Consider the following 20380-nt stretch of genomic DNA (forward strand, 5'->3'; position numbering starts at 1 on the left):
TTCGCCAAGCCAATCTGGCGTGGGCAAACAGCTGACAGGGATGGCAACGCCACCACCGGGAGATCACGCGAAAGCGACATGCGACAACCCTTACATCTGGACCAGACGCTCCAGCATCTGATCGGTGGTGGTCACGGCCTTGGAATTGATCTCGTAGGCACGCTGGTTCTGGATCATGCCCACCATCTCTTCCACCACGTTGACGTTGGAGGTCTCGACGAAGCCCTGATAGAGAGTGCCCGCACCATTGAAGCCCGGCACGTTGTCACTGCGCGGCCCGGAGGCGTCGGTCTCGGAATACAGATTCTCGCCGCGACTGAACAGGCCCGTCGGGTTGATGAAGGTGGACAGCTGCAGCTGACCGACCTCGGTGCTGTTGGTGGAACCGGGCTGGGTGACGCTGACCACGCCATCGGAGGCAATATCGACACTCAGGGCATTGGCCGGAATGACGATCGCCGGGTCCAGCGGGTAGCCACTGGCGGTGACCATCTGGCCAGTGCTGTCGAGCTGGAAGGAGCCATCGCGGGTATAGGCATTGGTGCCATCCGGCAGCATCACCGCGAAAAAGCCCTGACCATTGATCGCGACATCCTTGGAGTTATCGGTCTGCTCCAGATTGCCCTGGATGTGCAGACGCTCGGTGGCCACGGTGCGCACCCCGGTGCCCACCTGCAGCCCCGAGGGCAGCTCGGTGGTGGCAGAGGAGGCAGCGCCGGGCTGGCGCATGTTCTGATAGAGCAGATCTTCAAATACCGCGCGCGACTGCTTGAAACCATTGGTCGAGACGTTGGCCAGGTTGTTGGCCGTGACGTCCATCTGCATCTGCTGAGCTTCAAGGCCGCTCTTGGCTGTCCATAGGGCACGAATCATCAGGGGGCTCCGCCGTGATTACGGGGTCAGTCGGTACCAAGCAGGCTGTTGCCACGCTCGGCCATGCGCTCTGCCGTATCGATGCTCTTCATCTGCATCTCGAAACTGCGCGCGTTGTTGATCATGGCGACCATCGCGTCGGTCGCCGAGACGTTGCTGCTCTCCAGGGCGCCGGAGACGACGCGCACCAGCGGGTCGGCAGCCAGCGGTGGCGCGGCCTCCCCGGCCTCAGTCGGCGGCTGACGGAAATAGCCGTCCTCGCTGCGCACAAGCGCCGGACTGCCGGGAATGGCCTCGGGATTGACCAGCTTGAGCTGGGCCTGCAGCACCATGGTGTCAGGCGCATCCGCCGCCGAGCGCGCACTTACGCTGCCATCAGCGGAGATATGCACGATGGCGTTGAGCGGCAGCTCGATCGGCCCGCCATCGCCCAGCACCGGCAAGCCGCCGGAGGTCAGGACACCATCGGCATCGATCTGCAGCGCGCCGTTGCGGGTGTAGAGCTCCTCGCCATTCGCGCCCTGCACGGCCAGCATGCCGGGGCCGTCGAGTGCGACATCCAGGGCGCGATCCGTGGTCTGGATCGTGCCCTGGGCCATCGAGGCCCCCGCGGTAGTCAGCTGACTGGAGACGCGTGTCGCCAGCCCTTCGCCCTGCACATCCACCGCCCTCGACAGTGTCAGCATCTCGCGAAAGCCGGTGGTCGAGAGGTTGGCCAGGTTATGACTGGCGACATCCTGAGCCGCCAGGCTGCGCTGGGCGCCGCTCATGGCGGTGTAGAGCATTCTGTCCATCAGCCGACTCCAATCTGGTCAGATAACGCGTACAACGCTGGCGCTGTCAGGCGACATGGCATCAGTCCGCCCGGATCAACGCAGGTTGATCACGGTCTGCTGGACTTCGTCCTGCACCGAGATGGTCTGGGCATTCGACTGGTAGTTGCGCTGGGCGATGATCAGATCGACCAGCTCGGTGGTCAGGTCGACGTTGGAGGCTTCCACCGCCCCCGAGACCACATCACCGAATACCCCCTCGCCCGGCACGCCGACCAGCGGCTCACCGGATTCCGCGGTCGCCAGCCAGCTGTTGTCGCCATTGGGCTTGAGGCCCTGATCGTTGGCGAAGTTGGCCAGCGAAATGGTGCCCAGCGTCTGGGTCAGTTCATTGGAGTAGCTGCCGATCACCCGCCCGTCACCGTCGATGGAGATGCCCACCAGGCTACCCGAGGTGTAGCCGTTCTGGGATAGCGAGGTGACTTCGTAGTCATTGGCGTACTGGGTGCTGCCCGTCAGATCGATGCTGAAGCTCATGTCCTCGGCACCATTGGAAAGGGCGTAGGTCATGGCGGTCTGGGTATAGTCGTTGCTCAGCTGACCATTGGTACCGAAGCTGATCTGCTCCACCTGGACATCGAAATCCACTGTCGGGGTGATCCCCGCATTCACATCCGACTGGTATTCGGCCGACTTGCCGGCGAAGTCCATCACATGCTGCACGTCCCAGGTATTGCTGCCGGTCTTGGTATAGAACGACGTCACCACATGCTCGCTGCCCTGGCTGTCAAATACGCTCATCGACGAGGCGTAGTCATAGCTGAGCGGATCCATCGGGTCGAAGGTCGTGGTGGTCGGCTCGGCTTCGGAATCCAGATTGATGGATATCTGCGCGCCGTAGATGCTGTTGGCCAGGTTGTCCTGGGTCGCACTGGCCGCCAGCGGGGCAGTCGGCACCTGCAGCACCACGGGCTCGCCGGTGACCCGCTCGCCGGCATAGCCCGTCAGCTGGGCACCCTGCGTATTGACGAGATAGCCATCGGCATCGACATTGAGCTGGCCATTGCGCGAATAGACCACCTGACCGCTGCTGTCGGCAAAGCGCAGGAAGCCTTCGCCGGAAATCGCGATATCGAGATCCCGCCCGGTGGTTTCCAGCGAACCGGTCGAGAAGTCCTGGGAGATGGCGGCCACCTGGACCCCGATACCCGCCGCCTGAGAACTGGCATAAAGATCCGCGAACTGGGTCTCGGAGGACTTGAAGCCTACCGTTTCCGAGTTGGCGATGTTGTTGCCGATCACATCCAGATTGGTTGCCGCCGCACTCAAGCCGCTCAATGCCTGTGAAAACGCCATGGTCTGTCCCTTTGATCGCGATGAAGATGAAAGCCCGAGACCTGTCAGCGAGCTCGGGGGCGGCCAAACGGCCTGAAACTGTTGGCCCGTCCGGCGGGCTCGCTGGCGCTATCCCGGCGCCATGGGCTCAGCTCAAAGCACCTGACGCACGGCGTCCAGACTGACGACACCCAATGCCGGGCCCAGGTCCAGCTGAGCGCCGCTGTCAGTCTGATTGACGCCACTGACCACGCCATAACTCAGCGTCTGCAGGTCGTCATAGCGCTCGCCTGCCCGCTCGGCCGTCACGGCCAGCTGGTAGGCGCCATCGGCGGCTTCAGTGCCATCATCCAGCAAACCGTCCCAGACGAAGCCATGAATACCCGCCTCCAATGCGCCCAACTCGAAGGTCTTGACCACACTGCCATCCGCGCCCAGCACCTCGACAGTGGCGTTGTCGACGTCGTCGGCCAGCTCAAGGCCGAAGGGTGTCGAGGTCGCGTTGCCCACCAGCACCGCATTGCCGCCGACCAACACGCCCTGATCGAGCAGACTGGCCGCCTGCAGCGCTTCACTGCTGGAAATCTGCGCCGTGATGCCCTCAAGCGTGGTGTTGAGTTCTTCGATACCGCTGACGGTGCTGATCTGGGCCAACTGCGCGGTCAGGTCGGAATTCGACACTGGGTCCATCGGGTCCTGGTTCTGCATCTGCGCCACCAGCAGGGTCATGAACTGATCATTGAGCTCCTCGGTACTGCTCACCGACTGCGTGCTATCGGTGACACCGGAGGTCGTGGTGGTCTGGTTGATGCTGTTGAGCACACTGGTGTCTAGCGTCGCCATGCGGTTACCCGAAATCAGAATAAGCGGTCAGAAGGCCAAAGCCCTGAGCGAGGGTCATTCCCCCAGCGTCAATGTCTTGCGCAGCAGGGACTTGGAGGTATTGAAGACCTCGACATTGGCCTCGTAGGACTTGGAGGCCGCGATCATGTCGACCATCTCGGCAACCGGATCGACATTGGAGAAGGTCACATAGCCCTGCTCGTCGGCGAGGGGATGATCGGGGCGATACTCCTGGCGCGCCGGAGCATCGCTCAGTTCCACCGAGCTGACCCTGACACCCCCGAGGCCTGCACTGCGTGACGCCATCTGTGTCGCCAGACCGCCACCGGCCAGGTTGGCCGTCGCCAGCGAGGCATTGGCCTGACGCGCCAAGGGCGCGTACTCGAACACCACCTGCCGCGCCTGATAGGGCTTGCCATCCGGGCCCGCCACGCTGTCGGCGTTGGCCATGTTGCTGGCCACGGCATTGATGCGCTGCGACTGGGCCGCCATCGCGGAACCCGCGACGTTCAAGATGCTGAACGCTGCCATCAACTGTTCTCCGATTGCATGGCCAGACGCAGGCCCTGGATCTTGCCGGTCAGAAGCTCAAGGCTGGCCTCGTAATGCAGACTGTTGTCCGCGAAATTTACCCGCTCCACATCCATGTCGACGGTATTGCCGTCCAGACTCGGCTGTGTCGGCACGCGATAGAGCAGGTCCGCACCCAGCGACAGCCCGGCCCCGCTGGCTGCCTGGTGGCCTGGCTGGGTCGTGTTCAGCGCAAGCGGCCCAGGGGCGGCATTGCCCGCCGTCGCCTTGGCCAGGGTGGCGGAGAAGTCGATATCGCGCGCCAGATAGCCCGGCGTGTCGGCATTGGCGATATTGGTGGCCAGCACCTGCTGCCGCTCGGCACGAAGGCCCAGCGCCTGCTGATGAAAGCTCATGAGGGAATCAAGTCGATCAAACATGGAAGTGCCCCGCTGTCAGCACCTCGCCCTGATGTGGGCGAGGGAACATCCATCGATCAGCTCACGCGTAGGGGAGCATGACGGAAAGCAGGACTGAGAATAGTCAGCCAGCGCCAGGATGAAGGTAAGAACAAGCCACTTTATCGCGGCTATTTCTGGCCATGCCGGTGTCGGGGGCGGCTTACAATCTCTCGCGATACTGATCCAGCACCCTGACCCTGCGCTCTGAACCAATGGGGCTTGTTCCCGCCTTCCACCCCGGACGCCACTCGCGATGAGAGACTGCATACCGAAAATCTGCGTAGCGAAGGGTCTGTCTGTGGCAAGAGGACTGTCTGTGACTAGAGGAATGGCGGTGACAAGAGGACTGTGGCGCACCATCGCCAGCAGCGGGCTGTTGGCGATGGTGCCCGCGGGGGCCGCTGTGCATGCCAGCACCTCAGACGCGGTGAGCTCTGCCATTCAGCCGCCTGCCGCCCAGGCATCAGCATCAGTCTCAACAACAGCGCCATCAACCAAAGACGCGCAGACACGCGCCGTCGAGGCCCTGCGCTGGCAATTGAGCGACTTTTTCACCGCCGAGGACAGCGGCCCCGTCAGAGTGCGCATGCCGGGTGAGCCACCACTGGGCGCGCCCAGCGAGGCCTCCGTACAACTCGAGCTGCGTCGCCTGCCCGCCCGCCTGAAAGACTGCTCGGCACCCCAAATGAGCCTCAACGCCGCGCGCAGTGACCGCCATACACCGGGCCTCAAACGCCTGCAGCTACTGTGCGCGAACGGTCAGCAACATATCGTCAGCGTTCGCATGGAACGCTATGCCTGGCGCCTGAGCACGCCACAGCCGCTCGCGAGCGGCACCCCGCTGGCACCCGCGAGATTGACGCCGGTGCTGACACCACTGGGCAAGTTGCGTGGCAATGGTTTCGAGAGCGCCGCGGCACTGTCGGGCTTCGAGGTACGCCGCCGCCTGCACGCCGGCGAGGTCCTCACCCGCAACAGCGTGCGCGCCATCCCGCTGGTAAACTTCGGCGATACCGTGACCTATCAGGTCAGCGGCACAGGCTTCAGCATGCAGCGCAGTGCGCGGGCACTGGAGGCTGGGGGGCTCGATGAGCGCATCCGCATCGAACTCGCCCCGGGCGACTGGGTGCGCGCCCGCGTCATCGGGCCACGGCGTGTAGCGCCATGATGACTTCAGATGAGATGAGCGAGCTGAGCCGCACCGGGCCAACCCGAGTCATCCTGTTGACTGTGCACGCCCAGCCACGACACGCTGACGCACCGGAAAGACATGCTGACGCTCAAAGGCCGAAGAGCTTGGTACTGACAAGCCGCCGCCCACACCAGATACCTCAGTCCTGAGGGACCATATTGCCTGTGTGGGGTAAAGCTTGGGCTGGCATGGCCGATAGTCGATTCAAGCGCGCAGATGACGCACGCAACCCATCCATGACAGGCTCGTCGTCGAGCCCGGCCCGACGGCCAGAGAGGACAGTCAATGAAGATTGAACATGGCGGCCCGATACAGCGCAGCGACACTCAAGCCCCGCGCGAAATGCGCCCCGAGGCGGCCAAGGACACCACCGCCACTACGGCGGCGACCTCCACGGCCGACTCCACTCAGGTCGAGCTTTCCAGCAGCGCGATCGATGCGAGCCAGGACATCGACCAGGCGCGCGTCGACAGCCTCAAGCAAGCCATCGCCGATGGCAGCATCAAGATCGATGTCGACCGCATCGCACAAGGGCTGATCGATGCCTTCGAAGGTGACGCATGACACTCGATGACGCCTCGACAGCCTTGCTGGGCGAGATCTTTTCCGGCCTCGAGCAGGAGCTGAATGACTTCATTGCCCTGCTCGAGGAAGAACAGCGCCTGCTGGGTCAACGCCTGCCGAGCGCGGCAGACCTTGAGGCCTCGCGCGAAGCCAAGCTGGCCAACGCCGCCCGCCTGGAAGCGCTGGAGAGCCGCCGACGTAGCTGGCTGAGCAACGCCGGGCTTACCAACGACCCACTTGAACTGCATACGGTGCTCGCCAGCCAGCCGGTACTGGCTACCCAGTGGTGGCATCTGGTGACGCTGACGCGCCGCGCCCAGGCGCGCAATCGCTTGAATGGTGAACTGATCGGTCAGCGCATGGCACTGCACAGCAAGATTCTCGACAGCCTGCATCAACGCTCCCCCGGCCATTACGGCGCCGATGGACGCCCGGCAGCGGGAGCCTCACGCCTGAACGTCTCGGCCTGACTGTCCTGACCTGACTGTATTTTCTTTTACTGCCCCAGAAACACGCGAGGCCCGGCATTCTGCCGAGCCTCCAGACACTGCTGATTCATTCCAATCGCCAGTCATTCATCGCCAGCCACTCAAAGCCAGTCCCGTTTCGCTGACAACGCCGCCTGTCACGCACCTTCCAGACTCTCGACGTCGATCACCAGCTGGATGTCATCCAGATGCGCCGCCGGCTTGAGTACGCCACGCCCATTGCGATAGACCTTCAGCGAGAATGGCGCCGTCGCCAGCTCTCGGGTCGGCAGGGTCAACTTGCCACGCCTCGCCTCGAGCATGGCGCAGCGCTCTTCCAGGCAGAGCATGATCTGCCATTCCCCCGGCGCACGCGTGAGCGAATAGCGCCAATGAATCGCGGTGACGCGCGTCCTGTCAGGCGCCATCAGCCCTGAATCACGCACGGCATCTGCCACTGCCAGAGGGCGCATATACCAATGCCCCCGCTGAGCGATGGTCAGCGACTCGACAGACATCATCACCGCCGCGCTGGCTGCCTGCACCGGCGCGGCCAGCGTCGTGGCCCACAGCGCTGCTGCCGTCATCAAGGCCGCCATCGGTGCCGTCCTGCTTTTGGGCTCCGCACTTAGCTTCACACTCGACGCCATTCCCGCCCAGGCCGTACTGCACTCTGCCGCCACTCGCATTCTTCTCTGCACCACTGACTCCTTCAGATCCGTCTTGTTGCAGACGCTCGACACCCCCATGCCGTCGCCTTCCCTGTCCCACTTATCTGCCTTTGCGGCATGTTGTTGTCTTGCCCGGTGATGAGTCGCGCTACCCTGGCGTCACGCAGCACGACCCCCGATCATCTGGGTGACTCGCAGCTCGCGGTCATCGGGGATCTCTGCCTGGGAAAGCACCGCCAGACTCTTGAAACGACGACGCAGGAAACGCCCCACCAAGGGTCGCAGCGCATGCCCGACCACCAATACGCTGGGCTCCCCATTGGCATCCTGCGCAGCGACGGCATTCTTGGCATGCTGCATCAAGGTATCGGCAAGACCGGGCTCCAGCGCATTGCCGCTGCTCAAGGCCTGCATCAGCACCTGCTCAAGCTGCGCTTCCAGGCCGATCACGCGCAAGACGCGCTCGGCGCCGAACCAGTACTGGGTGATGGCGCGCCCTAGCGCGACGCGCACCATGGCAGTCAGGTCGTTGGGGTCCTTGCTGTGCGGGGCATGTTCCGCAAGCGCCTCGAGGATGGTACGCATGTCGCGAATCGAGACCTCCTCATCCAGCAAGTTGTGCAGGATGCGCTGCAGGGTGCCCTGACTGATCAGGGCCGGCACCACTTCCTCCACCAGACCGCCATCCTGCGGGCCCAGCTTCTCGAGCAGCTTGCTGACCTCACTGCGCCCGAGCAGCTGATCGGCATGGCGAGTCATCAGATGATTGAGGTGGGTCGTGATCACGGTCGGGGTGTCGACCACCGTGTAGCCATAGACCTGGGCCTGCTCGCGGGTTTCCGGCTCGATCCAGGTGGCGGCCAGGCCGAAGGCCGGCTCGGTGGTGGCCACGCCCGGCAGCTTCCCGGACACCTTGCCCGGATTGATCGCCAGCCAGCGGCCCGGATAGGCCTCGCCCCGCCCGACCTCGGCACCCTTGAGGCTGATGACATACTGATTGGGCCCAAGCTCAAGGTTGTCGCGGATATGTACCACCGGCGGCAGGAACCCGATCTCCTGGGCGTACTTGCGACGCACCCCCTTGATGCGCGCCAGCAACTCACCGCCCTGACGCATGTCGACCATCGCGATCAGGCGGTGACCGACCTCCATCGCCAGCGGCTCCACCAGTCGCACGTCATCCCAGCTGGCCTCGCTGACCTCCTGCACGGCCGCCGCAGGCGCGGGCGCCGCCTCTTCCTTCGCCTCGCTGCTGATCTCCTTCTCGCGCTGGGAGGCCCACCACCCAAGCCCCGCCAGCAACAAGGTGAAGAGAATGAAGACCATGTTGGGCATGCCCGGTACCAGGCCCAGCAGCCCCATCACGCCAGCCGCCAACCACAGCACCTGCGAGCTCTTGAACAGCTGGCCGATCATCTGCTGACCGACGTCTTCATTGGTGTTGACCCGCGACACCATCACGCCCGCGGCGGTCGAGATGATCAGCGACGGAATCTGGGCCACCAGGCCATCGCCGATGGTCAGCAACGTATAGGTGCGCGCCGCATCGGACATGCTCAGGTCGTGCTGACCGACCCCGATGATCAACCCGCCGATGATATTGATCACCATGATCACCAGCCCCGCCACCGCATCGCCACGCACGAACTTGCTGGCACCGTCCATCGATCCGAAGAAATCGGATTCCTGCGACACTTCCCGGCGACGCTCGCGGGCCTGATCTTCGCCGATCAGGCCGGCGTTGAGGTCGGCATCGATCGCCATCTGCTTGCCGGGCATGGCGTCCAGCGTGAAGCGTGCACCGACCTCGGCAATACGCCCGGCGCCCTTGGTGATGACCATGAAGTTGATGATGACCAGAATCGAGAACACCACCAGGCCAACGGCGAAGTTGCCGCCGACCAGAAACTGCCCGAAGGCCTCGATGACCTTGCCCGCAGAGCCACCGCCATTGTGACCCTCCATCAGCACCACCCGCGTCGAGGCGACATTGAGGGACAGGCGCAGCAAGGTCGAGAACAGCAGCACCGCGGGGAAGGCCGAGAAATCCAGTGGCTTCTGCGCAAACATGCTGACCATCAAGATCATGATCGACAGCGCGATATTGAAGGTGAACAGCAGGTCGAGGATGAAGGGCGCCAGCGGCAACACCATCATCGACAGGATCATCATGATCAGCAGCGGCCCGGCGAGCACCTTCAGCTGGCTGGAGGTGTTGAGCCCCACTCGGTCAAACAGTGTCAGCAAGGTATTCATGCAAGCGGCTCATCGATCGTGGAGGACGTTGCGCGTGCTGCGCAGCGGCCCGGGCTTGGGGTGCAGAAATGGCGGTCAGTCATGGAATTCGGCTTGCAGCATCAGCTGCCAGGCACGGTCATCAACTTCGGTAATCAACTTCAGACTTCAACTTCCGGCACGAGGATCCGTCGTCGCGTCCGCGTCCGGTACAGGCTTGGCGCTGGGCTGGAAGACCGCCCCGGCATCGGCATCATCAGAATCATGATCAGAAGACATTGCGTCAGAGGGCGGCGCGCCTGAGGCTAACGCGTCAGCTTCGGCTGTCGACTCACCGCCATCACGCTGGATGCCTGGCGGGCCAGCCCCCTCAGCCGTCCCTTGCACCTCCTCGGGCACCTGATACTCATCGGGAACGGACAGATCTGTCGGCAGACTCGGGCGCAGGCCACCCTGCTGGCGGGCCCGCTTGAGTCGCATCGCCCAGGCCAGCACCTCGGCGATCACCTGATAGAGCGCAATGGGAATTTCCTGCTCGAGATCGACATGGGTGTGCAAGGCACGCGCCAAGGGCGGCGCACTCAGCATCGGCACCCCGTTCGCCTCGCCCACTTCGCGAATGCGCAGCGCCACTTCATCACGCCCCTTGGCCACCACCCGCGGTGCGCGCATGTCGCCCTCGTGATAGACCAGCGCCACCGAGTAGTGCGTCGGGTTGTTGACGATGACATCGGCAGTGGGCACGGCGCTCATCATGCGCGCGCGCGCCATCGCCTGCTGCTGCTGACGAATGCGCGCCTTGATCTGCGGGTCGCCATCCGTCTCCTTGTGCTCGCGCTTGATCTCCTCGAGGCTCATGCGCAGCTTCCTGGCGTGGCTCCACAACTGATACGGCACATCCATCAGCGTCGGCACGATCAGCATCAATATCGCCAGCGCCGTGCAGCGCGCCACGATCGCCAGTGAATCCGCCATGGCGTTGCCCAGCGGCATCATCATCAACGCCATCAATTCCTGGCGCTGGGCATGCAGATACATCACCACCACGCCACCGACCAGTATCGACTTGGCGATGGTCTTGAGCAGCTCGGCCAGCGCCTGGGAGGAGACCATCCGGCCCAGCCCCTTGACGGGATTGAGCTTGCCCAGCGACGGAGCCAGCGACTTGGTGGAGAACATCCAGCCGCCCAGCAACACCGGGCCGACCAGCGCCAGCACCATCAGCAGGGCGAACAACGGCAACAGAGCCAGCAAGGCCTCCTGGCCCAGCATCAAGGCATTGGCAAGCATCACGCGACTGTCGAGTGCCTGAGCGCGATCAAAGCCGAACGAGGCGCCCAGCACACGCTCCAGGGTGTTACCAAGCGGCCCCGCCAACAGCCACAGGCCTGCAGCACCTCCGCCCAGCAACAGAAAGGTCGCAAGCTCCCGCGAACGGGGCACCTGCCCTTCCTCGCGGGCCTTCTGTATTCGGTGGGGAGTGGCCTCTTCCGTCTTGTCGTCGCTGCTTTGCTCATCAGCCACCGGCTACTCCATTTGCCTGGGATCGCATCTGCCTGGGCTGCCTGGGAGCATGACGCTCACTCAAACTGGCGCGCACGGCGAACGCATCATGCCGAGAATGGGCCTCATTGTGACAAGTACAGCGGGGATCAAAGCGCGGAATAGCGCCCAAAAACGCCCTTGCCCGCCACACGGGTAGTGGACAGGCAAGGGGATGAAGAACAAGGACCATCAGGAGCCACTCCGCGGAAGGCTAGAAACGGAGGCTATCTAGCAGGTCACCGACCTCATACTGCTGCAAGGCACTCAGCACTCAGCTGTCCAGCTCGAAGGCGACGGAACTGTCGGTGACGGGACTGCCAGCGACGGGATTCGTCACGCGCACCGGGCTTGCCAGTTGCTCGAGACGCTCGCGCAGGCTGTTGATGTCCTCGGCGGGCTGGGGATTGACGCCGTTGCTGTCGGTGATATCGCGATAGGCCGACTGGCTGAGCACCATCAGGCTGATGCGACGATTGATGGCGGCCTCGGGATTCTGGCTGTCGAGGCTGATGCGCGAGCCCATGCCAACCACGCGCACGATGCGCTCATAGGGCAGCCCACTGTTTCCGAGCACGCGGCGGGCGGCATTGGCGCGATCGGTGGAGAGCTCCCAGTTGCCGTAGCCGCCTTCGCCGACGAAGGGGCGATTATCGGTATGCCCGGTGATGCTCAGATGATTGGGCAGCCGCTTGAGAATCGGCGCCAGCAAGCCAAGCAGCTGCGAAAGCTGTGGCGAAGGTTGCTTGCTGCCCAACGCGAACATCGGGTGCTGATCGCTATCGGTGATCTGGATACGCAAGCCTTCGGAGGTCAGCTCGATCTGCAGCTGTTCTCGCAGTTCGGCCAGGTCCGCGTCATCGGCCATGCGCTGCGCCATGGTGGTGTCGATCTCGTCGCGAAGGGCGGCCATGCGAGAATCATCGGCCAGCGCCTGACGCTGCAGGCGTTGCAGATCAGCGCCCTTCTCGCCCTGGGTCTGCTCGGCCATGAAGCCGCCGCCGGGAATGGCACTGCTGGAGGCCGAACTGCGATCGCCCCCCAGCAGCGAGACTTCCAGCGGCGCACCGAAATAATCGGAGATTTCCCGCAGGTCCTCATCCGAGGCATTCGAGATCACCCACATGACCAGGAAGAAGGCCATCATCGCGGTCATGAAGTCGGCGTAGGCGATCTTCCAGCCACCGCCATGATGGCCTTTGACGATACGCGGCCGCTTGATGACGATGGGTCTGCGCTCTTCACTCATCGAGACCTCCGAGCTTCAGTCCAGAGACACCCACTGCCTCGACCAGGACAGCCAGCGACACCTGTGTCACTGACACGCAAGTGACGGGCGCACTTGAGACTGCCGCATTTGTGAGTGATGCACTTGCGACTGACGCACTTGCGAGAGACTGCAACGCCATATCAGCCCGCACCCTTGTTCTTGATCTCGCGCACATGCTCTTCCAGCTCGTTGAAGCTGGGACGCTCGGCGGTGAACAACGCCTTGCGGCCGAATTCCACCGCGACCTGCGGAGCGTAGCCATTGAGTGAGGCCATCAGGATGACGCGAATGCACTGCATCATCTTCACGGCCTCGTGCACCTCGTGCTGGATCTTGTTGGCGACCGGCGTGACGAAGCCATAGGCCAGCAGGATGCCGAGGAAGGTGCCGACCATGGCATTGGCGATCAACACGCCCAGCTGGGCGGCGCCCTGGTCCGCCGAGGCCAGCGCATGCACCACCCCCATCACGGCGGCAACGATCCCGAAGGCCGGCAGGCCATCGGCCACCGCCGAGAGGGAATGCACCGGAATCTCGGTCTCGTGCTTGAAGGTCTCGATCTCGTGCTCCATCAGCGACTCGAGCTCGAAGGGGTCCATGTTGCCGCTGACCATCAGGCGCAGGTAGTCGGTGATGAAATTCATCAGAATGGGGTCGGAGAGCAGGCGCGGATACTCGGCGAACAAGGCGCTTTCCTGCGGGTTGTCGATGTCCTGCTCGATCGCCAGCATGCCCTGCTGACGGGCACGTGACAGCAGCAGATACAGCAGCCCGATGACTTCCATGTACAGGGACTTGTTGTAGCCACGCGTGCGCTTCAACTTCGAGAATGCCTTGCCGGTGGCCTTGATGGCCTTGCCGTTGTTGCCGGCCAGAAAGGCGCCGACGGCAGAGCCGCAGATGATGAGCAATTCCGCGGGCTGCATCAGCACCGCCAGGTGCCCGCCCACCATCAGATACCCGCCCAGGGTGGACCCGATGACCACTAGATAGCCTATGAACAACAACACAATAACCCCCTTGGCATTCGGTCAACGTCGCATGAGTCTGACTATCGGCGTCGCTGAGCATGTCTTTAGGGTCACGGCGGATTATTCGTTGAGGCAGTCGCTGTGGAAAGCACAATGGCCGAATGAGCCATGGTCGAAACAGTCAGGGTCGAAACAGTCGGCATCGAGACAGCCGGGTAATCACTGCCGCAAAACGCAAGAAGGCTTGCCCGGGGATGGGCAAGCCTTCTGATCTTTGCACACTCGTCTTGCTCGTTCGCCTGGCGCCTTCACTGACACGAGACAGAAGACAGCTATCAGCCGAGACTGGCGACGGCTGCCGACTGCTCCAGTGCCAGTTCTTCACGGGCCTTGCGACGGGCGGCCGTCTTGCCGGCACGCGATGGCGGCTGACAGATGCCACACACGTAATCGTGTGATGGCGTGTGGGCGTGCACCACGAAATGACCACTGCAGGTCTTGCAGCTGGCCACTTCCAGCAGATCGCTTTCGAAAAAGCGCACCAGTGTCCAGGCGCGCGTGAGCGCCAGCACCGGCTCGTCTTCGCCGACATGCTCCAGGTAGAAGCGATAAGCCTTGACGAAAGCATTCATGCGCGACGCGCCCTGCGCCTTGAGCCGACGGTAGAAACCGTGGAACAGCGATGCATGCAGATTGGGCTGCCAGGTCATGAACCAGTCGGTGGAAAACGGCAGCATGCCCTTGGGCGGCGAGACACCACGAACTTCCTTGTACAGCTTGACCAGACGCGCGCGGCTGATCTCCGTTTCCGTCTCGAGCACCTGCAGGCGGGCCCCCAGTTCGATCAACTCTACTGCCAACTGCAGCTGTTGCAGTTCATCGACGAGACTTTTCTGGGTCATCAGCTGACTCCCACCTGGCGAAGTCCAGCATCGTTCTGACGCGCATTCAGCAGCATGGCAGTGTGCATCGCGCTGAAATCCTGGTCGCGCCCACCCTGCAATACTCCCTTGAGCTGCGAGGCATCATCCAACGCCAGCTCGCACAGCAGTTGATTGCAGGACGACAACGACACCAGCTGACTGACACTCATGCCAGACAATAGATCCGCCATCTCTTGATCGAGACCCAGGCGTACCAGCGCCATTTCCGTATCTTCGACCAACAAGCGCTGCACAAGCAGAAGATACGACAGATTGACACTCTGTATATCATTGAGCAGTGAGGACATCATGATTCCCTGAGTGGTCTGATCGTCCCGAGCTACCGCCAACCCTGGCGCTCGACCGTCATTCCTTATGATTTTGATGTGATGTAACGAAATACTCAATGGCGCCGGGCCAGTGGCACCATGCGGGCTTGCGGCTTCATGACCAGATGAGCCACCCACTTTAAGATGGCGATTCTAATACTTAATCACGTAATGGACCAGACTCTTCATCAACATTTTTTTACATACCACTACGCTATATGCACAAAAGCTGCATCAAGCCGCCGAAATGGCAGCAAGGTGCGTCAGAAAAGCCCTCAATCTTGTCTTCAAGACGACTTGCATAATCACGATGCACCAGATTTGTCATACAAATCAATAGCAAGCGGATGGTGCGCACAGGATGTTGCATTTTCGTGAAAGGCAGGCCTGCCCCTTTCCCGCCACCCGGGGCATGCCTTGTACAATATCGAGCAATTGCCCCGAACGGGCCGCCAACAGACAGCAAGTTACCCCTGCGTAAAGGCGAGGGATAATGCGATGTCAGTACTTGACCAAGGCGGGCTATCTGCTATTTCAACGCTGCGAGAGGACCCGCCAGCGGCTCGCCCAAATGGGCTTCTCTCGCCGCTTCAACACAATAAAACACTGCATATGGGGGTTCTGGCACAAACAACATGCAGGATCGAGCTGCATTTACAGGGCGACCCTCGGCGGAGTTTCAATACCGTATCCACGCAAGCAGTTCGCCTGAGTGACGCTTTATTTAAATATTATAAATAAATTATATTTCTCGCTATCCTGGTCTATGGCGTGACGCCTGAAGTGTCACTTCACACCTCCACAGTCGCCATGCAGTGGCATGCCATAAAAACATTCGTCAGGGCTCAATGAGCAAGAATCGTACAAGGATGAAACATCACCCTGCAGGGCGGGACATTTTGAGGATTTTACTCGCGAGGCGCCTTCTGTGAGCGATACCTCTCGGCCCATAGCTCGGCGATCTTGACGACGACCTGCATCAAGGCTGTAGGCAATTCCTTGCGTGCCGGCAGGCCGGTGGCCAGCATTTCGACCAGCTCGGGCATTTCATGCACGCTCAGACCCAGCGAGTTGGCCCGCTGCTGGATGCGCTGCCCCAGCCTCTCACCCTGGGTATGCATGAAATCCGTCGCTTGCTCTGCCGTGGCCCGAGGGGCATCGACAGATGTGCCATCAGAAGACGCGGGCGCCTCATGATCAGATACTGCATCGACGGGGCGTACGTGCACCCTGGGCGCCATCCCGGCCAGACCTTGCGCGAGCGCATGCTGCAGTTCGCGCAAGGCCGCATCACGCTGGCCTGCGTTGCTGGAGGGTTGCGTCAGTCGCTCTATCTCGACCACCAAGGCCACAGGCGCAGCGAGCTGATACCAGGTCAGCTTCAGTGCAAGCGTTGCCCTCTCTGAAGCATCACTGCTCCTGCTCTTCTCACCACCCTCACTTTCCGCACTGGCTGGCGCTGACGCTTGCGTCTGATCTTCGCCCTGCTCCGCATTGTCCTTCGCGGCAAGATTTCTCTGCTCGGAAGTCACCTGTGACTTGCGATCGCTGCCCTCCTCGCCATCGCTGTCGCCTGCCACCAGGGTGAGCGACATCTTCCACTGCTGAGCCTCGCCGTGATCACTGCGGCGACTGTCAGGTGTAGCGTCATGCGCAGCCACGGGTATCACGGCCAATGGCGCTGCACGTCGCTCCCCCTCATCCCGCGAGCGGTGCCGATAAGGCGGCCCCGGGAAATAGAGGCTGAAGAAGACATGCAGCCCGGGCATCAACAGCCCCTGCCAATTGAAGGGCTGACCCAGTATCAACAACAGCTGTTGCTGTACCAGCCCGCTGGCAAGGGCATCTGAACCAATCACCTGGCGAGACACATCAGAGGCGGCAGGTTGAGCGACGCCCAATTGCATGTTGGCGCGATAGGCACCCAGCGCACTGGCTTCATGGGCGCTGGCGCCATGTCGGGCCACGTCCACACTACCTGCCGACAACAGCATGTCACCGCTCGGCCGCGCCATGCCTGCGCGAGGCTCACGGCGCAGCTCTTCTCGCATGTCTCGCATGCGCCAGACAAAGGCGCCCTCGCGCGTCTCTTCCCAGGGGGTGAAGTGCGCCTCCGCCAGCACCGGCCATTGCCGCCAGGCCAACAGAGCCTCCAATCGGGCATTGGCAAGCTGAGGATGCCCGGCGAGGTCGGCCAATCCCACCCGATTCTCGACCCAGGCGAGCAGGTCCGCTTCGTAGAAGAGCCCGCTCTGGTGAATCTGCTGGCTCAAGGCCGCCGACAGACTGTGAAGTGATGCGCTGGACAACGCCATGGGGGCCAGAAGACCGGTCAAGGGCTGGCCGCGCGCCAGCAGAGAAGCCAGCGATTGCCCTTCCGGCAGCGCCAACCCGACCCGCGCGGACGGCGAGCCGCTGGCCACCAGCTGTGACAAAGCATCGAGCAAATGCGACATCGTCTGTGTCTGCGTCGTCAGCTCGACGTAAGCACCGGACGGTGGGAGGGAGGAAGAAGCTGACGCGAGGGCGCCAGTGGGAGAAGTGGAGGCTTGCGTGGCTGTCAGCAACGCTGCACTGGCATCCAATGACGGGGCCGCAGGCCTTGCGCCTGAGCCTGTTCCCGCGCCTATCTGTAAGAGCGGATTGGCGCCATTCTGGCCACCACTTCCCTTGCCATCTTCCGCCCCCAACCCCTGACGCGACTGGAGAGCGGAGGTCGGGAAGACGACACCGGAGTCCGCCGGCGGCGGGGGTTGTGCCGCCCTCCCCAATACCTGATGGAGCAGACTATCGATCAAGGGATTGATGCCGCTCATGTCGTGCGATCCTCATTGCCAAAGAGGCCGTCAGGGAGTCATGCGCGCAGCCTCGGCGACTCGGCCCTTGTCGCAGCTTCCTCGAGCTTGGCTGTGCTGGCTTCAGCTGCCCTGGCCATAGCTGCGGGCCAGCTTGCGGCGCGCACTCACGTCCCCGAGCACTTCCTGCAACTGGCTCTGGCGCGCCTTGAGCTGGACGGTCAGCTCGGACTCCAGCGTGGTCAGCGTGCGCAGGCGTTGTTCCAGCGCCCTGCGCGTCTCGGCGTTGCCCCCTCGCGGCATGCGCAGCTGCTGCATCTTCTCGATATAGCTGGCCTGCCCGCCGAGTACCGCGGGCCAGTCACCCAGGCGCGCTGAGCGCAGCATGGCATTCATCTGCTCCAGCAGCTCATCGCATTGCTGGAAGGTGTCATCAGCGAGCAGTGCATTGCTGTCCATGGTCAGCCCATTCCCTTGTCGTGTACGGCAATCTGACGCCAGGCGTCTCCCAGCTCGTTGAGCAGGCGACGTGCCTCGTCGAGCTTTTCCGGGCTGTTGCTCAGGTTGGCCTGCATGATCAGGCGCGCGATGTAGTCATACATGCGATCGAGATTGGTCGCGACCTCATTGCCCTGCTCATGATCCAGGCAGGCACGCAGACCTTCGGTGACGATGCTGGTCGCCTTGGCCAGCGACTGTCCCTTGGCGGCCACGTCGCCGGCCTCCATCTGCAGACGCCCCGCCGCCAGCGCGCGGTCTGCTCCCTCGAACAACATCACGATCAACTGGTGCGGGCTGGCGGAAAGCACACCGGATTCCACGCCGACACGGGCATAGGCATTGGCGCCACGATAGCGACTCATGGTGATTGGTTTCCCTTGTTCATGACGTTTGTCAGTATCTCTGTCAGATGTGGAGCCGTCGACGGCACGTGGCCTCGACTGCGGGCATGGCCGGACTCATCGAATCTCGCAGGCGCATGGCGGATGGCAGATGGCGGATGGTCCAGGCCTGGGCCCAGTGGCCAAAGACCAATGTCTCGGGGCATCAGCTACCGATCAGCCCGTCATGTCCCAGCTGTTTTCCAGCGTTTCCAGCTGACTGGTCAGGTAATCACTGGTAGATGTCAGGTTGGCCACCAGGATGTCGAGTTTCGTGAACTGTTCCCGATAACGCTCGATGGTGGCCTCGATGGTGTCTTCGGTCTGCTCATACTGACTGGCGAGACTCTCGAGCGACCCCTCGATGCCTTCCGTGGTGCCTTCCAGCGTGCCGTCTTCCCCGACCACCTCTTCCAGCAGACTGGACATCTGGCTGGCGAAGCCGCTGGTACCCGCCTCATCATCGGAGATGAAGAACCCCGACATCGCCGCCAGCTGAACACTGTCGGCGGCCTCGATCACGGCGCTGTCGAATTCGAGCTTGCCATCGTTGGTACGGCTCACTCCCAGCGAGGAGAGCGCATAGAAATCGCCCTCACTGGTGAAATTCAGCGCCGAGGTCAGGCGGCTCTCGATGGTGCGCAGCGTCGAGTCCCCCAGCAGTTCCCCCGCGGTCCCTTCATCGGCATTGAAGGCGGTGTAATTGTCGATGGTGTCCTGAAGATCGTTGTAGGCATTGACGAAGGTCTCCATCGCCTTGCTCACAGACTCGGCGTTCTCCTTGACGGTGATCACGCTCGCAGTCGTATTCGTCTCGCTCAGCGTCAGGGTCAAACCATCCACGGCATCATCAATGTCATTGGAGGTGGCTTGCATGCTGATGCCGTTGACGCTGAATTCGGCATTGCGCGCCGCGACGACTTGCTCCATCCCGCTGGCGGCCGGGTCACTGCTTGTCGCGTCATAGCTCGCCGGGTCATGGCTGAGCAGGCTCTCGAGCTCTGCCACCTCGCCGCTGGTCGCGAGGCTCATCACCGCCTCGTTGCCCGTCTCATCCGAGGTCATCACCAGGCGATACGGCGTGTCGGAACCATCATTGACGATCGAGGCCGTGACCCCGAGACCCGCCTCATTGATGGCATCACGAATGCCTTCCAGCGTGTTGTTACTCTCGTCGATGACGATGCCGGCGCTGCGCTCGGCGTCCGCCGCATAGCTGCCGTCACTGGCCAGCGTGCCCAATGACAGCGTCAGCGTGGTCGCGGTGCCATCACCGATGGCCTCATCGCGGCTCGCCTGCCCCGCCGTCGCCAGACTCTGCGCCTGTGCCAGCTGGGTGACAGCCACCGAATAACTGCCCGCACTCACTTCCGAGGTTGCCGTGGCACTGACGCCCGAGCCACTGGCAGTGGTCGTCATGCCGGCATAGGTCTCGGCATCGGCCAACGCCGCGGCGGCGGTATCCAGGGATTCCAGGCGACTTTGAATCGTGCCCCAGGCCGACAACTCGGCTTCGTAACTTGCCTGCTGGTTCTCGATCGGCGTGAGCTTCTGACGCTCTGCCGTCTCCAAATCCGTCAGCAGACTGTTGAGGTCGAGCCCAGAGCCAATCCCCAGCGATGAAATCGTCGCCATATGCACCTCTCGATAGGGTGAAGGTATTTTTACATGCCCGCAGAGTCGCCATCAGGCGAAAAAGCACGCATACCGGGCGTATTTGTCTGTCTGAGTGTTGGGGCTATCGG

General features: G+C 62.3%; 20 protein-coding genes. 3 read left to right on the top strand and 17 right to left on the bottom strand.

Features of this window, described 5'->3' with window-relative positions:
- Nucleotides 1-90 precede the first annotated feature (90 nt).
- The 6 genes from flgG to flgB form a co-directional block, all read right to left on the bottom strand.
- Nucleotides 91-873, bottom strand: coding sequence for a flagellar basal-body rod protein FlgG (gene flgG, locus NH396_RS11940; protein ID WP_176677160.1), 783 nt, complete (start codon nucleotides 871-873; stop codon nucleotides 91-93).
- Nucleotides 874-899: 26 nt separating this feature from the next.
- Entirely contained in the window at nucleotides 900-1667 is a 768-nt protein-coding gene (locus NH396_RS11945; protein ID WP_176677161.1) for a flagellar basal body rod protein FlgF, read from the bottom strand.
- A 75-nt stretch (nucleotides 1668-1742) separates the two neighbouring features.
- Nucleotides 1743-3002: a flagellar hook protein FlgE gene (gene flgE, locus NH396_RS11950; RefSeq protein WP_176677162.1), complete on the bottom strand. Its 1260-nt coding sequence runs from the start codon at nucleotides 3000-3002 to the stop codon at nucleotides 1743-1745.
- Between the two features lie 132 nt (nucleotides 3003-3134).
- Nucleotides 3135-3824, bottom strand: coding sequence for a flagellar hook assembly protein FlgD (locus NH396_RS11955; RefSeq protein ID WP_176677163.1), 690 nt, complete (start codon nucleotides 3822-3824; stop codon nucleotides 3135-3137).
- Between the two features lie 54 nt (nucleotides 3825-3878).
- Entirely contained in the window at nucleotides 3879-4355 is a 477-nt protein-coding gene (gene flgC / locus NH396_RS11960; protein WP_176677164.1) for a flagellar basal body rod protein FlgC, read from the bottom strand.
- Nucleotides 4355-4750, bottom strand: coding sequence for a flagellar basal body rod protein FlgB (gene flgB, locus NH396_RS11965; RefSeq protein ID WP_306424408.1), 396 nt, complete (start codon nucleotides 4748-4750; stop codon nucleotides 4355-4357). The genes flgC and flgB overlap by 1 nt, the downstream gene beginning before the upstream one ends.
- Before the next feature lie 379 nt (nucleotides 4751-5129).
- On the opposite strand from flgB, the gene flgA reads away from it, so the two are divergent.
- The 3 genes from flgA (at nucleotide 5130) to NH396_RS11980 (ending at nucleotide 7021) form a co-directional block, all read left to right on the top strand.
- Entirely contained in the window at nucleotides 5130-5963 is an 834-nt protein-coding gene (gene flgA, locus NH396_RS17185; protein ID WP_176677165.1) for a flagellar basal body P-ring formation chaperone FlgA, read from the top strand.
- A 309-nt stretch (nucleotides 5964-6272) separates the two neighbouring features.
- On the top strand, nucleotides 6273-6551 hold the full coding sequence (gene flgM, locus NH396_RS11975) for a flagellar biosynthesis anti-sigma factor FlgM (protein ID WP_176677166.1): 279 nt from the start codon (nucleotides 6273-6275) through the stop codon (nucleotides 6549-6551).
- Nucleotides 6548-7021, top strand: a complete 474-nt coding sequence (locus NH396_RS11980) for a flagellar protein FlgN (RefSeq protein WP_176677167.1) — start codon at nucleotides 6548-6550, stop codon at nucleotides 7019-7021. The genes flgM and NH396_RS11980 overlap by 4 nt, the downstream gene beginning before the upstream one ends.
- Before the next feature lie 155 nt (nucleotides 7022-7176).
- Here NH396_RS11980 and NH396_RS11985 read toward each other — a convergent pair whose 3' ends face one another.
- The 11 genes from NH396_RS11985 to fliD form a co-directional block, all read right to left on the bottom strand.
- Entirely contained in the window at nucleotides 7177-7617 is a 441-nt protein-coding gene (locus tag NH396_RS11985; protein WP_176677168.1) for a flagellar protein FlhE, read from the bottom strand.
- A 231-nt stretch (nucleotides 7618-7848) separates the two neighbouring features.
- Complete coding sequence (gene flhA, locus NH396_RS11990; protein ID WP_176677169.1) at nucleotides 7849-9945, bottom strand: flagellar biosynthesis protein FlhA; 2097 nt, start codon at nucleotides 9943-9945, stop codon at nucleotides 7849-7851.
- Between the two features lie 147 nt (nucleotides 9946-10092).
- On the bottom strand, nucleotides 10093-11448 hold the full coding sequence (flhB, locus tag NH396_RS11995) for a flagellar biosynthesis protein FlhB (RefSeq protein WP_176677170.1): 1356 nt from the start codon (nucleotides 11446-11448) through the stop codon (nucleotides 10093-10095).
- A 292-nt stretch (nucleotides 11449-11740) separates the two neighbouring features.
- Nucleotides 11741-12715 carry a flagellar motor protein MotB gene (gene motB, locus NH396_RS12000; RefSeq protein WP_176677171.1) on the bottom strand — a complete coding sequence of 325 codons (975 nt, stop codon included), beginning with the start codon at nucleotides 12713-12715 and terminating at the stop codon, nucleotides 11741-11743.
- Between the two features lie 161 nt (nucleotides 12716-12876).
- Complete coding sequence (motA, locus tag NH396_RS12005) at nucleotides 12877-13746, bottom strand: flagellar motor stator protein MotA (protein ID WP_176677172.1); 870 nt, start codon at nucleotides 13744-13746, stop codon at nucleotides 12877-12879.
- A gap of 296 nt (nucleotides 13747-14042) precedes the next feature.
- Complete coding sequence (gene flhC, locus NH396_RS12010) at nucleotides 14043-14609, bottom strand: flagellar transcriptional regulator FlhC (protein ID WP_054556600.1); 567 nt, start codon at nucleotides 14607-14609, stop codon at nucleotides 14043-14045.
- A complete protein-coding gene (flhD, locus tag NH396_RS12015) occupies nucleotides 14609-14941 on the bottom strand; it encodes a flagellar transcriptional regulator FlhD (RefSeq protein WP_306424410.1) in 333 nt (110 codons plus the stop codon). The genes flhC and flhD overlap by 1 nt, the downstream gene beginning before the upstream one ends.
- A 926-nt stretch (nucleotides 14942-15867) precedes the next feature.
- Nucleotides 15868-17775 carry a hypothetical protein gene (locus NH396_RS12020; protein WP_176677174.1) on the bottom strand — a complete coding sequence of 636 codons (1908 nt, stop codon included), beginning with the start codon at nucleotides 17773-17775 and terminating at the stop codon, nucleotides 15868-15870.
- A gap of 102 nt (nucleotides 17776-17877) precedes the next feature.
- Entirely contained in the window at nucleotides 17878-18213 is a 336-nt protein-coding gene (locus NH396_RS12025) for a flagellar protein FliT (protein ID WP_176677175.1), read from the bottom strand.
- 2 nt (nucleotides 18214-18215) lie between these two features.
- Complete coding sequence (gene fliS / locus NH396_RS12030) at nucleotides 18216-18617, bottom strand: flagellar export chaperone FliS (protein ID WP_176677176.1); 402 nt, start codon at nucleotides 18615-18617, stop codon at nucleotides 18216-18218.
- A 195-nt stretch (nucleotides 18618-18812) separates the two neighbouring features.
- A complete protein-coding gene (gene fliD / locus NH396_RS12035; RefSeq protein WP_176677177.1) occupies nucleotides 18813-20270 on the bottom strand; it encodes a flagellar filament capping protein FliD in 1458 nt (485 codons plus the stop codon).
- Between the last annotated feature and the right edge of the window lie 110 nt (nucleotides 20271-20380).

Source organism: Cobetia sp. Dlab-2-AX (assembly GCF_024124625.1).
Taxonomy (GTDB): domain Bacteria; phylum Pseudomonadota; class Gammaproteobacteria; order Pseudomonadales; family Halomonadaceae; genus Cobetia.